This is a genomic window from Halobaculum sp. EA56, assembly GCF_051195075.1.
Lineage (GTDB): Archaea > Halobacteriota > Halobacteria > Halobacteriales > Haloferacaceae > Halobaculum.
Genome location: NZ_JBNTJX010000018.1, coordinates 21,003 through 40,583 on the forward strand (window position 1 = coordinate 21,003; position 19,581 = coordinate 40,583).

Consider the following 19,581-nt stretch of genomic DNA (forward strand, 5'->3'; position numbering starts at 1 on the left):
ATTTCGGTCCCTATGACTGACGAGGACTTCGACTACGAGGCGCACGAACGCCTACGTGAACGCGTTGCTAATGAAGCAGACAGTGTTCTGTGGACTTTCAAAGCGTACTATGTCGGTGCCGATTGGTACTCGAAGGTAGATCGGCTTCTCGATTGGTTCGTCTTCGGTGTTGCAGGACTGCTAACAATCGCTCTCATATGGGATTCGACGCCCCAGTTCGTCCTAATTGGGCTCGCAATCACTACTGCCATCGTTTCCGGCTACAGGCGAATGGCTGATCCCGGTGACAAAGCAGAGAACTACTATCGGGCCGCACATGCGTATCAGCGGCTGTTCGATGACCTACGTGACTTCATCAAATTAGAACTCGCCAAGAAGGACGTCGGTCTTGATCACATGGAGTCCCGCTACGAAGACTTGGCCGAACGTCGCAGGAACTTGAACGAGGACATGCCGGAAGTAACCAGTAGGTGGTACGAGAAGCTCGACGAGTCGATTTACGACGAAGTGGATACCACTGAGAAGGCCAAGGAGCGCCTCACTGGTGAGGCCCAAATGTATCCACCCGGACCGGACCACTGTCTCTCCGACGAAGAAGTCGCTCATCGACTGGCTGACGAAGCCGAGTTAGAGGATGAAGGCGGGAAATAAGACCCGAAAAGCCAGTTCAAGACAAAGCTGAAGCGATCTTGGGTTCCGGATTTAGATTTACATTTTTGGAAGAAGGAGATTGGGCTATGATTGAATCGGTTGCTACTGCTATCGCTTCGGCGGTGGCGCAACAATCTGCGGGAAAAGTCCGAGAGATAATTGAACAATCTGAATCTCCAGAAGACGCGTGGAAGAAATCTTGCTATGAGGTAGCAATCAAAGTGAGAACATCGTATAAGCAGAATCAGGAAGTAGAAATGGCTGATGACGAGCAATTTAGTAGAGATTTGGAGAACTTCGGGAATATGGCCCGTGAGTTAGCAGTCTACGGTGACATCAAGGGATTTGATGAGGAGCTACAGGGGAAGGTTGAGGAATTAGCTGAAGGATGTGCTAACACCGCGAGGAGCAAATCGGGAATCGGGAACACTCTAAAATCTAAATACCAAGATGAAGACATACCATCTATTTTAGAATACATTATTGAAAATAGTAATGATGAATAACACTTTATCAGACGATACTTTCCCGATAGAGGTTCTATTCAATCAGGCCGTCGACTATGTGTCGACAGCTTGAGTGCGGACTTCCACCATCGGCAACATTAAAGACGGTCGTGTGATTCGGACATAGCATACACATTACCTCCTATGGCAAGCGATTCTCTCTCCCAACGGAAGGCCCAACTGGACAAGGAAGAGCGTGAACACCTCGAAGACGTCGTCACCGAGATGCGCGAGCGCGTCGAGGACAACGTCGAGTTCCAGCTCACGCAGAAAGGTCTCGACGACGAGCCCGAGGACATCGACTCGCTGGACGAGGACACCCAGCAACTCGTAGAGGCGATCGAACTCGAAGCCGTCGACGGCGAAACTTGGTCTGAAGCCTTCGATCAGTACGTCACGGGTGTGGGATACACCATCGTCAATCGCCTGGCAGCCCTGCGCTGCATGGAAGTGCGGGGCTTCATCGACGAGGAGGTCACCGTCTTCAAGGACAACGGCCTGACGCCTGCCGCCGAAACGCTCGTCCACGAGGAGTTCTTGCTGGAGGACGAAGCTATCCTCGAGGCCTACCACAACGCCTGCGACGACTTCGCCGAGGAGATCGAGATTCTCTTCGACCGTTCGTCCCCCTATAGCCTGATCGACCCTGACGACGACACGTTCGAAGAACTCTGCGCGAAGCTCGATTCAGTTCCCGACGAGGTATGGCGGGCCGACGACGTCCTCGGTTGGGTCTACGAATACTACAACGTCAAGTTGCTCGACGATCTGCGTCGCAAGGGTGACCGCGAAGGGCTCGAACCTGAAGACGTCCCACCTGCGAACCAGTTCTACACGCCTCACTGGGTCGTCCGGATGCTCACTGACAATTCGCTCGGGAAGCTCTATCTCGAACACACCGGCGAGTTGCAGGATGTCGTCGAAGCGCAGGAGGAGTTCTCGCCCGACGAACGCAAGAACCGACCCCTTTCCCCCGACGAATCACCCGATATTGCTGACTTCTGTACCTACCTCGTTCCCTCGGAAGAGGAGGGTGAGCCCACCGACTTCGATCACCCTGAAGAGCTTCGAGTTATCGATCCCGCCTGTGGGAGTGGCCACTTCCTCCTGTACGCCTTCGACGTGCTGGAACGAATCTGGCGTGCCGAAACAGACCTGCCTGACGAGGAGATTCCACGGAAGATTCTCCAGCACAACCTCTACGGCGTCGACCTGGACATGCGCGCCTGCCAGCTTGCAGCTTTCAATCTCTACCTGAAGGGCCGGACTCGGGCCGAGGCCGAGGGCGCCAATAGCTTCGACATGCCGGAAGTCGGCATCGTCTGTGCTGACGCGACGATCGCCGAGATCGACGGCGTTGAGGCGGTGTTCGAGGAGGTCGCTGGCGACGACGAGGAAGTAGAGAACGCGCTGCGGCGTATTCTGGACGCTTTCGAGGAAGTCCATGGGCTCGGGAGCCTACTGGACGTGCGTGGGACACTCGGCGACCTGTTCGAGGACGACAGTGACGTCGGAGGCGTGCAAATCACCCTCGGTGACGATCCCCGAGAGAGCCACACGCTCGGGCAGGTTTTGCACAGTCTGCGCGAGGCTGTGGAAGAACACCGGGAATCGGACTCATTCCTTGCACAGGACCTACGGAGCTTCGTGCGGCTGCTGGATATTCTAGCTCAGGATTACGATGTGGCACTAATGAACCCACCGTATGGATCGAGAAATCGGATGCCAAGTTCGGTTAAAGAATATGTTCGGGAGAGATACGAATACAAGCCTGAGTTCTATATCAATTTCTTCGAAGTATGTAACCGCCTATGTACTGAGAATGGTCGAACAGGAATGCTCGTTCCACGGACGTTTATGTATAAGAGTAGTTTTGAAGACTTCAGAAAGGATTTCGTAGGGGAGCGAGGGAAGTTCGACTTTTTGGCAGAATATGGGATTGGAGTGCTAGATAATGCGACAGTTCGAACTGTCGGGAGTGTAGTCCGGAAGACCGAGACTGATGAGACAGGACATGAAGGAGAGTTCTTCCGTCTTCACGACGTGGAAACTGACAAGAAGGAACGTGCATTCCTAGATGCAGCCTACTTGAACAGAGTTGATGAAAGCGGAATAACGCGACACTATTCAATCGATACGGAAGAGTTCTCAAAAGTACCAGGAATGCCGCTTTCCTACTGGTTACCACCAGAAGTTCGGGAACTATATACCTCAGAAATACTGTTCGATTCTGAAAACACCAGTGTAAGTCGGGAAAGCTTAGGGACAACGAAGGTTGGTCTCCAAACAGGGGCAAATGATAGGTTCGTTCGTGCGTTTTGGGAAAGTCCAAACTATGAGGACTGGATTCCCTTCGCAAAGGGAGGGACAGACGCTTGGGTCCTTCCTCAGGTCAGTGATACCGTCTATTGGGGTGAGAACGGAAAAGAAGTCAAACGTACTACATCCTCCCGGCCACAAAATACTGAATTCTACTTCAGAGAAGCGCTAGCGTTCAACCGAATCAAAGAAACCGGACGGAGGTTTGGGTTCCTGAATTCGTCGTCAATATTCAGTGACACTGGGATGGTGTTCATCCCGAAGAGGGATACTTGGAAGGTTCTCTCTTACGCGAATAGCAACTTGACAACGGGATTAGTGTTGGGTCTAACTATCGGACGACACTGGAACGTTGGCGAAATCGGTAGGATACCATGGAGCCGCAAGTTGGAAGAATCCTCGAAATTGGAAAAGTTGGCCAAGAAACAGTTCAATCAGAAGGTTCTACAGCGAAGCTATACCCCTACTAGTCCGTACTATATTGGTCCGAGCCTATTGCCCCAAAGAACTCAAATAATTGACGAGTACACGGAACATCCACACAGAGATGATACAGAGATAGATCAGTCAGCTGTGACAGTCAAACCGAGGGAAACCCTTCGAGAGGCTGCAAGGAAGCACGAGAAATCATCGAGGGCCCAAAAGAAGAAACTTGAAGAAATATCTTCAGAGATCGACGAGACCATCTATAATATCTTGGATATTAGTGGGGAAACTCGGGAGCAAATAAGACGGGAAATATTCCTTCGTACTTCTGAATCTCCCGAAGACCGTGAGGTCCCCGATCCCGAATCAGTTCCCGAAGTCCCCGACAACATCAACGAGCAGGTCAAGGATCTTGTCCACCACTTTGCAATGGAGGCCGTCCACGAGGAAGACGACGGTATTATCCCGGTCTACGGCGTTAACGGCCAGGCCGATATGCTCGACCGGGTTGTCGAGTGCTTTGAGGACGTATACGGAGAGTACGCAGAGGATCGTCTGGTTGAGGTGGATGACATCCTCGGTGCCGAGTCCGCCACCGAGGAAGCCTACCCGAACCTCCGGGCATTTATTGAGAACGACTTGTTTGACTATCATGTCAACGCGATGGAGAACACGCCGATTCTCTGGCGACTAACCACTGAGCGTCTCCTTGCCGACTCGACTAGTGAAGGGTTCGCATGTTTCGTTGACTACCACAGCCTCGATTCGGGTTTATTCGACCGCCTCACGAACCAGTACCTCGAACCGCGGAAGGCCGAACTGCGCGAGCGTCGTAGCGCCGCGAATCGCCGCCGCAGCGACGACTCGCTCTCCGCGAGTGAGCAGGCTGAGGCTGCCGAGCAGTACGAGCGCTGCGAGAGTGGACTTAACCAGATTAGCGTCTTCGAGGACGTGATTCAGGAACTGGGCAGCACTGGTGAACGGGACTTCGATGATGAGGACCGCCGACGCGTAGAGGAACTAGCCCCAAAGGTCGCCACGTTCCGCGAGGAGACCCGGAAGCGCGTGGAAACGCTGGCGGAACTACACGAACGCAACAGCGAAGAGTGGTTCCAAGACACATTCTCAGATAATTTCTGGAACACCGTAGACGAGTGGCGCGGAGAGTGGATCGACGCTCTCGAAGAACTCGAGCGTGCCTGCGAGGAGTACGCCAAACCCGTTGACGAACCTGTCGAGGCACATTTAGCCGACCTGTTCGACTACTTCAACTGGCGGCTCAAAGGGTCTGACCACTACTCCAGCACGGGTATCCTGTTCATGACCTATTACTTCGAGCGCGAGGGTGCTGACTTGCTCGATGAGGACGGTCAGCCGTACGACACTCTAACTGAAGACGAACGCCTGCTCGCCTCACTGGCAATGGGGCTTGATGACTCCTCGATCGTCGATGAGGAGTATCTGGAAGAGATGGCCGACGAAGAAGATGTCGAGAAGGTCGATGACCTTCCGCCGCTCGCTGAATTCAAGGCGCTGGCCGAGGAGATTGACGACCGCTGCCAAGCTGTGGACAAGCGCATCCCCTCTGATTGGTCCGACCGCGCTCTCTCAGAGATTACGACTGCTGGCTATCAGCCGAACCGTAAGCACGGCGTCGAGATCAACATCACGCCACTTGCCGACGCCGAGATTGTTCCGAAGACTGTCGACGAAGATGTCCTGTAATCATGCCTGCGACGAAGACCCTGCCACAGTGCGCTGAAGACGCCATCGAGACTGCCATCGACGAGGCGGCCGACGAGGATCCGGTCGTGCTCTGGTGGGACGACGGTGGCTACCTTCGCGACGTCGTCGAGAGCGTGAGCCACTCGCTGGGCTGTGAGTTCCACGCGGCCGAACAGACACCACTTGAGCTACGCGCCGACGCGCCACGCGACCGAACCGTCTGGTACGTGCCGCAGGCGCACAGCGACGACGTGGACTGGTTCAAGGATGTCGAGAACACTGGTGGTGTCGTCGAGGCGCACATCGGCAAGCTCGCGGCACGCTGCTTTGAGAACGATCGCATACAGGCGGCGTCGATCCGCACGGCCTACGAGGACGCCGACGAGGGAGACCGCGAACAGGTCGCCAAGACGCTCTTTCAGGAACTCAACGGCGAGGGCGGCCTGCCGACGCTCCAAGGCCTCCAGACGAAGATCGTGCTCGACGGGCATGACGACCCAGTGCAGTTCGTCCTCGAACACGGTGCCGAGAACCTACCCGACGATTCTGACGACCTGCTGAAGATTCGCGACCTGCTTGTCGAAAAGGGTGTCACGGCCGTCGAGGGCGAGACCAACAAAAACGCACTCGTGACGCGCACCCGTCGTTGGGCAGTCGCCGAATGGCTCGTCGAAGAAGGCCTCGAGAAGTCGCTCCTCGACGCCGAGTACCGGCCTGAACCGAGCTCAGGACTCGGAATCTCGCGGCCCGAACTCCAGTCGCTGCTCAGCAAGGTCGATTCCGTGCGTGCCGAGGAGCTGGCGCACGTCTACCTCGACCCTGATGCTCGCTTCTGGCACGACGTCCTGCGTACCTACGACGACCCGTGGGAGCTCGCCGACTGTCCCGTCGACGCCTCGCTCGAACACGAACTCTGGGACGAGTGGACGCAGGCCTTCCACGACGGCGAGTACGGGACGTGCGCGAGTCAGGCGTCGAAGCGCCACCAGCGTCTCGAAACGACCTACGGTGACGTTCCGTGGACGCAGGTCTGGGAGCAGGCCGTCGAAGTCGCAAACCTCGCGCACGAACTCGAGACGTGGGAGGAACGCGGCGACACGACCGACGTCGTTGACCTCTACGGCGATGTCGACGGCGGCACCTGGCAGATCGACAATGCCGTCTTCAACCTCATCATCTCGGGCGAACCCGAGACTGCGCTGCCCGAGGAGCACCCCGCGACGGCGACGCTCGACGACCTGCGCACGTCACTGACTGAGTCGCGTTACCTCGAGTACCTCAGCGACCTCGCCGACCTCGTCGTCGACCAGATTGACGCAGGCTCGCCGTTCGTTGGCGAAAACTACGCCCACCAGTTCTTCGACCAGGAGAGCGAACATCTCCAGAGTGGGCAGAGCGTCGCGCTATTCATCGTCGACGCGCTGCGCTTCGACCTCGCGCACGAGTTAGCTGAGTCTGTCCGCCGCGAACTTCCGAGCCTCGAGGTAGACGAGAACGCCTGGGTCGGAACGCTTCCTTCGGATACCGAATTTGGGAAGGCAGCGCTCACGCCGGGCAGCAAGTTCAGCTTCAACATCGAACTGGAGGACGGCGAACTCGTCCCCGAACGTAACGGTCGCAAGATCACCAACTACCAGCGCGAGAAGCTGCTGAAGGACGACGGCTGGAGCTACATCATGCAGAGCGAGGACGAGCAGTCGGGCTGGTCCAGCACGCGCGTCGCCTACTACTGGAACGATCTCGACAAGGCCGGCGAGGAGGAACTGACCGACTTCGAGGCGCTGTTCAGCGATCGCATCGAGAAAATCTCAGACATCATCTGCGAAAAGCTCGACCAGGGCGAGTGGGATCGTGCGTACATCCTGGCCGACCACGGCTTCGTCTCCCTCCCGCAGAGCGTCGACATCGACGACATCCACCCGCCAGACGAGGCCGAGAAAGTGACCCGTCGCTGGGTCGCCGGATCGAACCTTGGTGATGATGCGCCCGGCGTCTTACTCGATGAGAACGCCCACCTCGGCTATCTCGACGACGACACGAAGATCAGCGCCCTCGCTGACCCGATTCAGCGCTTCCGCAACCAAGGACTCCCGGACGCGCGCTTCTACCATGGTGGTGTCCTCCCCCAGGAGTTCATCCTGAACTTCGTCACGATAACGCAAGAGTGAGCCACTCATGAATGACTTCGAGTCCGGCGATGCAATCCTCCTGAACGGTACCGCTGCCGAGGTCATCAAGACCTACTCGGTCGGTGATCTCGACTATCTCCGGGCGTACGTCGAGGAGGAAGGCGTGAAGACCGTCTGCATCGACGACGTCGAAATCGAGCCGAAACGCGACCAGCTTGGCGAACTTGGTCCGGCATCAGCTGACCAACTACATCCCGACCATGAGGCGGTCTCTGCTGAGTGGTTCGACCTGCGTTCCCAGGCGCTCCAGCTTCAGATCGCCCACGAACAAGGCCAGCTGCTGAGTATCTCGAACTCACTGGTCCGCCTCGAACCGTACCAGCTCGCCGCAGTCAACTGGGTGATGCAGAAACTTCGCCAACGGGCGCTCATCGCCGACGACGTCGGCCTCGGGAAGACCATCGAGGCGGGCCTCATCCTCAAGGAACTCACCGCTCGCAACCGCGCCGACCGCGTCCTGTTCGTCGTCCCTGCCCATCTCCAGAAGAAGTGGATTCGGGACATGGACCGCTTCTTCGACATCGACCTCACGCCGGCCGACCGGCAGTGGGTCGAGGGCGAACGCCGCCGGCTTGGCGAGGAGGCCAACATCTGGGATCAGGACCACCAGCGGATGGTCACGAGCCAGGCCTTCCTCCGGCAGGACGAGTTCCAGCCTGCTCTTGAGGAGGCGTTCTGGGACGTCGTGGTGGTCGACGAGGCGCACAAGGCCGCCAAGCGCGGCGAGTCGCCAAGCAAGACGTCGAAGATGGTCGAACGGGTCGCCGGCAATTCCGACTCCCTGCTGCTGCTCAGCGCGACCCCACACGACGGCAAGGGCGAAGCGTTCCGGTCGCTCGTCGAATACATCGACCCGTTCCTCGTCGCCGAAGACCAGGATCTCTCGAAGGAAGCCGTCGACCGCGTGATGATCCGTCGAGGGAAACAGACGCTGTACGACGATGACGGCGAACGCATCTTCCCGGACCGCGAGGTCAACACGGTGCCCGTGGAGATGACGCACGAGGAACGGCAGTTCTACCGCGCTGTGACTGATTACGTCCAGAACGTCTACAACCGCTCTGAGAAACTGAACGAGCCCGCGGTCGGCTTCGCGATGGCACTCATGCAGAAGCGGCTCGTCAGCAGTATCGGTGCCATCCAGGCGACCCTGAGTCGACGCTTGGGCGACCTCGTCGACGAGCAGTCGACCTCCACCAGTCTCTCCGAAGAAGCGTCCGCGTACCTCGACGGCGAAGACCTCGACGAAGAGGATAAACAACAGGCCGAGGAGGAACTCTCCGCGTTAACCGTCACCGAGAGCGACGCGCAACTCGAGGAAGAGATCGAAACGCTTCGCGATCTCGTCTCGCTGGCCGAGGGCATCTCAGTTGACTCCAAGGCTCAGAAAGTGCGGCGCTACATCCAGCAGTTGCTCGAGGAGCAACCGGACGAGAAGCTCCTGCTGTTCACCGAGTACCGCGACACGCTGGACTACCTCCTCGACCTCGTCAAGGACGAACCGTGGGCTGATGAGATCCTCGTCATCCACGGCGACGTCGACAAAGAGGAGCGAGCACGTATCGAGGAAGAGTTCAACCACGGCCAGTCCCGTCTGCTGTTCGCAACCGACGCAGCGAGCGAAGGGATCGACCTCCAGCACAGCTGCCACATCATGGTGAACTACGAGCTGCCGTGGAACCCGAACCGCCTCGAGCAGCGTATCGGTCGGCTTCACCGCTACGGGCAGGAAAAGGAGGTCAAGGTCTGGAACTTCACGTTCGAGGATACCCGCGAGGGCGAGATTTTCGAGATGCTCCAGAACAAGGTCGAGAATATCCGCGGCAAACTCGGCAACACGGCTGACGTTCTGGGGATGCTCGATGACATCGACGTGGACTCACTCATCATGGAGTCCATCCAGAACGACGAACCGGCGAGTGCAACCAAGGAGGAACTCGAGGAGCTCATCGACGAGCGCCAGCGCACCCTCCAGGAGTGGTACGAACGCAGCCTCATCGACACGAGCACGTTCGACCAGGAGAGCAGGGAGAAAATCCAGGAGGTGATGGACGAGTCCGAAGACGTCTATGGGACCGAGGCCGACATTCACGAGTTCGTCGAACGCGGCGTCGAGGCGCTTGGTGGGGACGTCGAGAAGGCCGGAAGCAATCTCTACAGGGCCGAGCTACCTCGCTCACTTCAGCAGGGAACTGACGAGGAGTACGGGCCGTTCACGTTCAGCCGTGACTTTGCGATGGATCACGACGGTATCGACTACGTCTCCCCTGACGATGAGTTAGTCCAGCGACTCATGCAGCAGGTACTGGATAGCGAGCAGGGCGATGTTGGTCTGAAACTTCTCCCGTTCGTCGATGAACCGGGGATTGCCTACAATTACCGCGTGAAGTTCGAGGACGGAACAGGCGAAGTCATTCGCGAAGACATGATCCCAGTGTACGTCGATGTTCAACACCAGGATCCGCGACAGCGACTGGGCCAACGTGTCGTCCAGGGAGACAGCGTCAAAGGTTCACCCGATGCAGACCGCGTAAGGTCCCTGATCCAGAGTCAGGACCAGCTGCGAGCAGCCGCTAATCGCTACATCAGCCAGCGGGTCACATCCTTGAGAGAGGAGCTGCACGAGCGACGTCGCGAAGAAACTCAGCAGGAACTGGACGATCTCGAGGAGTATGCTGAAGCCGAACGGCAGCGAATCGAGGAGTTCATCGAGGACTACGAGCGGAAGGCAGAGGCCGGCTCGAACATGGACATCGCCATCCGCGGCCAGCAGGAGCGCCTCAACAAGCTTGAACAGCGTATTGAAGATCGGCGTCAGGAATTGCAGCGGAAGGCTCAGGTAATTTCGCTCGCGCCCGAAGTTGAGAATCTGTGTCTTGCTCTCCCGGTGTAGCGCTGTCGTCTACTCTGGCCGTTGGTCGAGCGTGGCGACATCCTCGATCAGGACGTCGATAAACGTCTTGTCACGGGTCGACTGTGCTTCGGCAAGCCGGCTGATACAGACCTCACAGACCCAGATTGGTTTCTCAATAGCTTCGAACCCGACAGGACCGGCTGATTCGGCAACCCTGCTACAGAAGACACATCGGTTTGGTGTATCCGAAACCATCTCACTCGTCGAAAAACACGTCCTCGATTGCTTCGTTAAACGGTTCTATGGGCGTGTCGTACTCATTGTCCTCTCTAAGTTCATTCATCCGCTCTCTCACTCGCTCGTCTTCTGTGACTGCGAGGAGTGGACTATGCGATGGGAGTTGGTCTTGAGTATTCTCTGAGGATCGAGTCATGTGATGAATGGAAGCAGACGGCTGATGAGTATTGGCCCATCCCAGGTGTGTGAATCAACGATGGACACGCCGTCTGCATCTCGATTTAGGAGAGAGGGATATTTCGACATTCGCCCTATGCGGGAGCTATAGCAAAAACAGAGTTGAGAAGGGCTCTATAGCCATTTTTGTGGCTACAGTCCCGAAAAACCGCATAGTCCCTATGCGGTTACCAGAGAGTTTGACCGCTACTCGGCAGTCACTCGAACTGAATCCAAGTTGCAACCAGAGAGACGGTCGCGCTGTAAAACCGCAACTCTGGTCGAACCGTGACGGGAGTCCTATCTCCCCCGTACTCGATGGCCCCACACTGGTCTAGGGCTGGCAAATGATGCGAATGAAGGGCCTCCCGAACCGATTTATACGCTGGATTGTCAACGTCCTCAGGAGCGATGTCACGCTCCTGTCCTGCAACCGACTTACCAATCCGCTGCAAATCAACCTCAGCTCCCGGATTGAAGGAACTCAGGTACCGAATCGCATAGAGCCGCCTCGGCTCGGCCAGCGCATGAAACACATGGGCTACCTGTTCGGTGGCTGCGCTGGAGGGATAGTCATTCGGCAACACGTTCCATCCCCCCGTCGTTGGTCGCAATTGGTTCCACAGCACGATTCTCAGAGACGGTGCGTTTTTTCTCTCGAAGACTCGTAGGTACGGTCGCTGTCATAGCTGGCAGCACGCGGGTTCGGTGCTCCTACACCGGCCCGTTTCTGCGGGCGACCCGCGCAGGATATTGTCAGGAGTTATCTAGGGATAAGTGTCGGTAAATCCGCTCAGAGAAGATTCGCTACTCGGTATTCTCTGATTCTGGTTAGAAGTGGGACAGGGTTAACTCACGTGTAGGGTTTATCCGTGGCGCACCGACTACAGTTGAGTGCGGAAGGAGGCCGCGTGCCAGATCCACCCAACAACGCGGCCCCTGCGGATCGCAAGCGTAGCGCGTGACGGAATCACGCAGTCGCTCGTCTGGGCCGCCGCCGCAAACGGCGTGCCCAGTCGGGAGGAAGACCGAGAGCCCCTAATACCTGACTCTCGGCGACTGAGTGATTCAGCGTCACGAACCACACCGATAGTGACGTCCATATCGAAATGGCCGACTCACCTCAGACAAAAGCAAACGAAACGCTCTCATTGCTGTTAGCTGCGCACACAGCCACAGACGACCTCATCAGGCTGTTCGATAAAGCGACAGCAAACACGAGTACCGAAGACCTGTTGAACAGACTTGACGACTATCTCAAAGCCAGTTACGACCACAAGTTCCAGGTAAAACACCCTTCTGCCGCCTACGTCCGCGACAGTGTAATAAACGACTGGGCCGAGCTCGCACTGTTCAGTGCGCTCGGAACCATTTGCATCGAACGCACGCGTGCCTTCGACGGCACTACCGACCGGTCCGCATTTACGGCCGACAGTTACGCCCGCGAAATGCGGTACTGGCCACTGTGGCAAAATCCAGGGCTGTCCGGATTTGGCGACCTCGTGCGGCGGTACCACGTTGCCAACTCCAAGCAACTGTTCGTAGAGGTCTCGCCCGCGACTCGCCGTCGCTTCGCAAGCACGCTCCTCGTCGATGATGCGTATCGACACTCCGGCTCCAGTGACGAACTACCCGTCACGAAGGTCGATAGTGAGTACATCTACCTCAACGCGGCAGAAATCTCACTCCGATGTGCGGCGACGCCGCGCGAGCACGAAACCACTGAGGACCTTCCACAAATCGAGATCGCCAACGGCATCGCACACATTCCATACGGTCTCTTTGAACGGCAGCTTGAAGCCTACGCGTCGGTGTCTTGGGCGAAGCTCGTAAACACGTACTACCAACACCGAAGCGAGCAGTTCACGCAACAGGCGCTGAACCAGTGTGGTCAAATCAAGAACGAAATAACGACTACACTTGCCTCACAGAACCATAAACAGGTCTATGGCTGCTGCTACGGGACGAAAACCAACAGCATCGGGGCAGAACGAGACACTGTCGCCCATGGGGGCGTCGCGCCGGATAAGCGACTAACAAACATCGTTGACGCGGTTCGCGCCCATCCCGAGTTCGACATAGACAATTACCATACGGCGGCTGAGCTCTATTCAGCGGTCAGCGACGTCATCCCTGCTCCACATCGACCCTCGACAGCAATTTCATCGATCGAAGCAACCCAGAACGTCATTGACGATGGATTCGATGCCGCTGTTGAACAGCGCCACCCTCCAGACACTGAAACGGATGAAGTAGAGTATAGGCTAACTGAGCCAGCGTACACTCCACTGTACACGACCCTGCCGGACGAAGATCAGACGCATCTCTGGGACGCGTACATCTCTGTGCTCAACACGCAGGCGTCGTACCGACCGACGACTGATCCGACGGAAGCATCCGGATCCGCAACAGGATACGCTGGGGCTGTCGACGCCGATGAATGTGTTCCCCGGAATGCATCAGTGATGAAGACTGCGCGCGAGCAGGCACATCGGGCCGTAGTCACTGAACCAAAGCAAGCTGAATCCGTTCACGATGTCACACTGCTTGCGGACCCAACAGACTTCCCCACGCTAAATCGAGACGAACAGTTGTTCTTAACGAGGCTGACCTTAGCGATGGGGCGGCTGATCGAGGACTACGATCTGACAGAGTCGATGGGGGACTTCGACGGTCGATCGGCTGATAGCAAGGGCAACCGACTGGACATCGACCTGGAAAAGCTCGAATCTAACGGGTTTCTCACCGAGGTTGACGAACTGAAGGGAACCTACTACGAGGTTCCTTACTCAGTTCGGAAACGGCTCACAGCTGCATCTGTTAGTCACACGTCACGACCCACGAACACTGGCGACGAGTATGGTGACCCGCGCTACGGTGGCATCACGCACGAAGGCTACGCGGAAGATCATCCCCACGAAACGACGGCACACCGTGTCGGGGTCGCTCAAATGGCCGAAGCCATTGAGGACGCGTGCGGCTGCGACGAGACGGTGGAATACTACGACATCCACCGTCTCAGACCAGAGAATATCCCCTTGGCCAGGTTCGAGCCGTCCGCGGTCACGATGACAGAGGAGACAGCAGCGAGCTACGGCCTCGACCACATCGACACGCCAACGGCGGCCGACATCCCGCTTGACCAACTCGATCAACTCACCGGCAACGCAGGGAACACCTTGGGGGACGTCACGCTCACCAACGAAACCGTTCCGAGAGTCTCCCTTGCGGATGTGGGTCTCGACGATTTCACCCTCGTGGATCTGGGATTGGATGCGTACCGCAACCGCACCTTGGACGTGGTCGGCTTCGACGGCGGGCTCCTCCAGCACGCCGTTGAGGTACAGCGGCGAAGCGGTAACGCGGCTGCAACCCGCCGGAACTTTCGGAAGCTGGAAGCGCTGGATGTTCTGGGGGCGGCGACTCACTGGCACTGTCCAACTATTGCGGACCTCAGATGTACTATGCAGCACCTCAACGCCCCTGATTACATCGACTTCGAGAGCTTCCCGAATCGAAAGGAATCAACGGATCGACCCAGTCTCTGGCGCCGCACGTTCGAGCACCAGGAGCTCTGGCAAGCCGGTATCCGTTCTCTCTCCACAACCCGCTCAATCGAGGTGGCAACCGATGAGTGACGGCGACGATAGCGCGAGAAACACAGGAAGTGACCCGCGTGCGTATTACGACACGGACGACGGGCTCCTACTCGGAACATACGAGGAAACCGAGAGACAGCTTACGGTGCCACTGGGCGAGCCGATTCGATTCGCACACGCTGCAATGACGGCCGAAGACGTGCTGAACACGCTACTTGTGCTGACTGGCCAGCTCGACTCCAACGCTCAGGGCCCCTTCGTCGTTCTCGACTACGATGGGCTGTTCGTCCAGACGTTCGCTCGATACAGCGCCCAGAATGATCTCGAAGACGAACGCACGTTCTACTACTTTGACCCGCCAGAAACCGTTCCTGCACTTCCGGTCATCTCGCGTCGTGGGCTAAGCATGGAGCGAGCAGTCGACACGTACCACGCCGCGAACCACTTCGATAAACGAGGCATCAATCCGCTTTCGATGTGGCGGGGCGACGATCGGCTTGAGGACCAGCAAGCAAAGCACCTCGACTGGCTCGCTGACTACCTCGCCGCTGGCCGCAACCCGCCGGAAGCATCACTCGCCGAGTTGATAGCTGCCCTACAAAAGCAGGCGGCCGCCGAGAACCGGATTCAAGACCCAACGAAAATCACCGACTACACGGCAGATAGCGACGCCCACACCCTCCGCAGCTACCTCCAGGAAACCTTCCCACCCTCGCTTGACGCCCTGCGCAACATCGAACACGCCCCTCTCAACATCACCGACCTCGGACAGCGGGACTACGTCATCGTCAACCTCAGCAACCTCTCAGAGACCGGCCAAGCCGTCCTCGGAAGCATCATCGGCTGGCGCGTCTACAGCGACCTTCTAGCCGACTCGGACGCCACGTCAGCGTCGCTCATCATCAACAACCCGCCTACGATCGGACCGAACAACCCCTTCCCGAACTACGAATTGTTCAACGCTCCCCAGATCGACGAACTGCCGCTCCATCTCGGGGTCTCATTCCCTATGACGAAGGACGCCAGGTCAAGAGTCGTCGACTCCTTCAATGTACGGTACCTCCCCGATGTCAGAATCGATCCAGAACAGCATCCAGACATCGAGATTGGCGAAGATTTCCCGTTTGTCCTCCAGGTACCTGATGGCAGTCCTCACCCGTCATTCGTAGAACGGTTCGAGTTCACCCAAATCGACAATTTACAGCAGTTTGTCGCTCCAGCCGATAGCGAGCAGCCTGACTCCCACGTCGACGACATCTTCGCGAACGCACGAACCAACGCACAGCCCTACACTGTGGCTGGTGTCACTGACTCCCATCTCTGGAGCGATCGAACTCGGCCTGCCGCAAGCGACCACACGATCAGCGAAGACGGATCACTGTGGCTTTGCCGTACCTGCCAGGAGGACTATGGGAACTACTACAACGCCCTCTCCTGTCACGACCCAGCGGTTCTCAAGCAGCATCGAGACTCGACTACCCAGATGTTCTTCACACTGCCTGCACCGGTCGCTGCACGCGAAACACCAACTGGGCACCAACTCTCCGAGGCCATCAACCAACTCGTCGATTTACAGAACCCAACAACAGAGAACGAACTGCTCAAACTGCTCGAACTGATCAGAGTTGGAGGACGGCCTACCTACCTCCAGGAAACAACCAGACGTCTCCTGAGTACGCTCACAACCAATTCGAACATCGACGCCGACCGACTCGACGACCTCATCAACACGACTGCGCTCAGCCGGCGGCAATACTACTCCCTCACGGACACTGCCCGCGATAAACTCCCCGTGTCCCTCTACATCGATGACCTCGCTGTCTATGGATCGACCCTCAGACACAACGCCGCTCTGCGAGACACCGTAGCCTTCCTCCGCCAACGAGACGATGTTAGCTACGTCATCGCCCCGTACTTCGGCCGGCTCCCAGACAACACGGTTGACGCTGCTGCGTTCAACAGCGACGACGAACTCGTCTGCGTCGCAGACGTTCTTGTCGACGAAGACATTAGCAACTTCGAGCCACTCAACACGAAGACGGACCATCTGTACGTTCTCAGAAACAGCACTCAAGCACGGATTTTCCTCAACGCCCACCACCAGCGAAATCCGACCCGTGCCACCTTCAACGTCACCGAGCCCATCACGGGTGACTATTCAATCAGCCAGCTGCGCAACCAGTTCCTCACCACCAACCCGAACGCTCCATACCCCATCACCACTCACCGCGACATCGAGACCAGACTCACCGACTAACACTCTCCTCCTCACCCGCTATAGACTGGTACAAAATGTGACCAGTAACGCCCTCTGACCGCCACCACTCACTCCAACACCAATCAACCGAATAGGCCTCTAATGGCACCCCATACCTGTGTCTAATAGTAACCTCACACGAGTGTTTTAGAGTCCTAAGAAATAGTGAGAGAGTCTATAGAGTGCTTTCGGGCCGTGACAGGTGACGTACAGACAGGATATTCTTGCTCTGAAATCGTTTCAGAATTCTCTTTCGGCCAAAATAGAACAGTAGAACGTGCCCAGGGGGCAGATTTTGTATCGCAAGGCTGCCGCTATTCTGGTGTGAGTCCGCGGTTGATACTGAGATGGTGCACAACATCCCGTTCATCGTGCCCAGACGTCCGAATCCTGGTAATATTTCTGGACTTGGACATCTGATTCTTATGTGATAGGATCCTCGATCACGACACCGCTGAGTACCGATGGTGGTCTTGAGTAGGGATGCTTTCCAACCCATCGTATTTCAGATAGGCACGAGGGGGTCAGTGGCCTCATGACACGAAGATGCCACTATGGTGGTAGGTAGGAGCTTACGCAAATTCCGCTAGCTAAGGCCAAACCGATGAATCGAAACCTCTCGAGACGGTAATCTTGACGATGAATATTCAGCTCCTCGGGGGTGCTCGCGAGGTCGGCCGAAGCGCTGTCCTCGTGAACAACTCTCTTCTTCTCGATTTTGGTATGCTGACTGGCAACCCCCCACAATTTCCGGTGGAGACTCCGAAGCCCGATGCGGTCGTCGTCTCTCACGGCCATCTCGATCACGTCGGTACAATTCCTGCACTCCTCTCGGGGAACAATCGACCACCAATCCACTGGACACCACCAACGTACGAGCTCGCACTAACGCTCGCACGCGACACGCTCAAACTCCACGGCGGGACGTACAACTGCCCATTCACCGAGAACGACGTCAAACGCGTCACAGAAGTCTCGAAAACTCACGGCTACCGGGAGACGTTTGAGGCCGCGGGACACGAAATCACGTTCTACAACGCAGGCCACATTCCCGGGAGCGCGCACGTCCTCATTGACGACGGGGACACCCGACTTCTCTACACTGGCGACTTCCATACCGATGATCAGCGTCTCGTCACAGGAACCACGGCCCGACCTGACGCAGACGTCGTCATCTGTGAGAGCACGTACAGCGACGTGGAACACGAGGATCGGGTCAACGTCGAAGAACAATTCGCACAGAGCGTCAATACGACGCTCTGGGAGGGGGGTACGGTCGTCGTCCCGGCGTTCGCCATCGGACGGACACAAGAGATGCTGCTCATCTGCGACGAGTACGACATTCCGTGTTACGTCGATGGGATGGGCAAGCAAGTCACCGAGATGCTGCGACAATACCCCGAATTCGTCCGCGACGCCGACGCGCTTCGGCGGGCGAAGTCGCACGCCCGATTCGTCACCGGTCGCGATGGGCAACGCAAACGCATTACCGATCAGAAGGCCGCGATCATCACCACCAGTGGAATGCTGTCTGGTGGCCCCGCTATGACCTATATCCCCGAGATACGGTCCAATCCGGTGAACAAGATCACGATGACCGGCTACCAGGTCGAAGGAACTCCTGGGAGGGACCTCATCGAGTCAGGTAGTGCCGAGATCGACGGACGAGTGATGCCCGTGAGTGCACAAGTCGAACAGTACGATTTCTCCGCGCACGCCGACCGCGACGGGTTGCTAAACTTCCTCGAGTCCTATCGGGACACCACGGTGCTCGTGAACCACGGCGACCGCTGCGAGCAGTTTGCTACTGAACTTCAGGAAGCCGGCATCGAAGCGACCGCGCCCGAAATCGGCTCTGTGCAGACTATTTGAGTAATCAGCTCAGACGTAGAGAGCGGCAGCAACCAGAGTAGCTTTATTGAATTATCTCCCGTACGTCAGTCTATGGCAGAAGACGCCTCGGACGTTGAGGCGTGGCAAGCAAAGACCAGCGCGATTGACCGAGTTCGGGCAGTCGCAGAAGCCGCCTCAAAGCCGCTGTCGGTGGCCCATATTGCAGAAGAAGCACAGGTCTCGGAAGATACGGCTCGAGAACATCTCGAACGTCTCGAAGAGCTGAGCGTGCTCTTGAAGAGTGAGCACGGAGAAACGACCAGGTACGCTTCCGATCCACTCTACTCACGGTTGCAGACACTGCGAGACCTGATCGACAACAATGACCGCGATGAGCTCGTGGCATTGAAAGACGATTTGCAAGATGAGATTAGGGAGTGGCGAAACGAGTACGGGGTGGATTCCACAGAGGGACTACGCAAGCTCGCCGCCGACACGAGTACCGCCGCGGAGACACGGGACATCCAGCACACCGCGCGCAACTGGGAGCTCGTCAGTTACCGACTCAGCATCGTCGAGGAGGCACTCGACTACTACGCGAGATACTGTTGCGACGCCCAAGCGTAAGCGGCGAATTGGGAAACAGGGAAGGGTTACGATCACTGGCGAACTACTTGCACATCTTCGTTTGCGATGCTCTCGGGCGGTCCCGTGATGCGCTACCTCCCGATGCTCCGGTCGGACCCGACGAACCGGGTGTGTCTCACCG

General features: G+C 57.1%; 11 protein-coding genes. 9 read left to right on the top strand and 2 right to left on the bottom strand.

The features are described 5' to 3' along the window. The first annotated feature begins 12 nt into the window (after nt 1-12). The 5 genes from ACQUQ1_RS19100 (at nt 13) to ACQUQ1_RS19120 (ending at nt 10,709) form a co-directional block, all read left to right on the top strand. A complete protein-coding gene (locus tag ACQUQ1_RS19100; protein WP_435065850.1) occupies nt 13-651 on the top strand; it encodes an SLATT domain-containing protein in 639 nt (212 codons plus the stop codon). Nucleotides 652-737: 86 nt separating this feature from the next. Beyond that, entirely contained in the window at nt 738-1,157 is a 420-nt protein-coding gene (locus ACQUQ1_RS19105; RefSeq protein WP_435065852.1) for a hypothetical protein, read from the top strand. A 144-nt stretch (nt 1,158-1,301) separates the two neighbouring features. After that, nucleotides 1,302-5,627 carry a BREX-5 system adenine-specific DNA-methyltransferase PglX gene (gene pglX / locus ACQUQ1_RS19110; RefSeq protein WP_435065854.1) on the top strand — a complete coding sequence of 1,442 codons (4,326 nt, stop codon included), beginning with the start codon at nt 1,302-1,304 and terminating at the stop codon, nt 5,625-5,627. Between the two features lie 2 nt (nt 5,628-5,629). Continuing rightward, nucleotides 5,630-7,795, top strand: a complete 2,166-nt coding sequence (gene pglZ, locus ACQUQ1_RS19115; RefSeq protein ID WP_435065855.1) for a BREX-5 system phosphatase PglZ — start codon at nt 5,630-5,632, stop codon at nt 7,793-7,795. 7 nt (nt 7,796-7,802) lie between these two features. Further along, nucleotides 7,803-10,709, top strand: a complete 2,907-nt coding sequence (locus ACQUQ1_RS19120; RefSeq protein WP_435065857.1) for a helicase-related protein — start codon at nt 7,803-7,805, stop codon at nt 10,707-10,709. 217 nt (nt 10,710-10,926) lie between these two features. Here the strand turns inward: ACQUQ1_RS19120 and ACQUQ1_RS19125 are convergent, their stop codons facing one another. Then, nucleotides 10,927-11,103: a hypothetical protein gene (locus tag ACQUQ1_RS19125; protein WP_435065858.1), complete on the bottom strand. Its 177-nt coding sequence runs from the start codon at nt 11,101-11,103 to the stop codon at nt 10,927-10,929. A gap of 238 nt (nt 11,104-11,341) precedes the next feature. Beyond that, nucleotides 11,342-11,752 (bottom strand): DUF7344 domain-containing protein, encoded by a 411-nt coding sequence (locus ACQUQ1_RS19130; protein ID WP_435065860.1) that lies wholly within the window; start codon nt 11,750-11,752, stop codon nt 11,342-11,344. Nucleotides 11,753-12,232: 480 nt separating this feature from the next. Between ACQUQ1_RS19130 and ACQUQ1_RS19135 the strand changes: the two genes are divergently transcribed. The 4 genes from ACQUQ1_RS19135 to ACQUQ1_RS19150 all read left to right on the top strand — a co-directional run bounded on the left by ACQUQ1_RS19135 (nt 12,233) and on the right by ACQUQ1_RS19150 (nt 19,439). After that, on the top strand, nt 12,233-14,761 hold the full coding sequence (locus ACQUQ1_RS19135) for a hypothetical protein (protein ID WP_435065861.1): 2,529 nt from the start codon (nt 12,233-12,235) through the stop codon (nt 14,759-14,761). Continuing rightward, the gene (locus ACQUQ1_RS19140; RefSeq protein ID WP_435065862.1) at nt 14,754-16,979 is read left to right on the top strand and encodes a hypothetical protein; all 2,226 of its coding nucleotides are present in this window, start codon (nt 14,754-14,756) and stop codon (nt 16,977-16,979) included. Before ACQUQ1_RS19135 ends, ACQUQ1_RS19140 begins: the two co-directional genes overlap by 8 nt. A gap of 639 nt (nt 16,980-17,618) precedes the next feature. Further along, the gene (locus tag ACQUQ1_RS19145) at nt 17,619-18,851 is read left to right on the top strand and encodes an MBL fold metallo-hydrolase (protein ID WP_435065863.1); all 1,233 of its coding nucleotides are present in this window, start codon (nt 17,619-17,621) and stop codon (nt 18,849-18,851) included. Nucleotides 18,852-18,923: 72 nt separating this feature from the next. After that, complete coding sequence (locus ACQUQ1_RS19150) at nt 18,924-19,439, top strand: winged helix-turn-helix domain-containing protein (protein ID WP_435065864.1); 516 nt, start codon at nt 18,924-18,926, stop codon at nt 19,437-19,439. Nucleotides 19,440-19,581 lie beyond the last annotated feature (142 nt).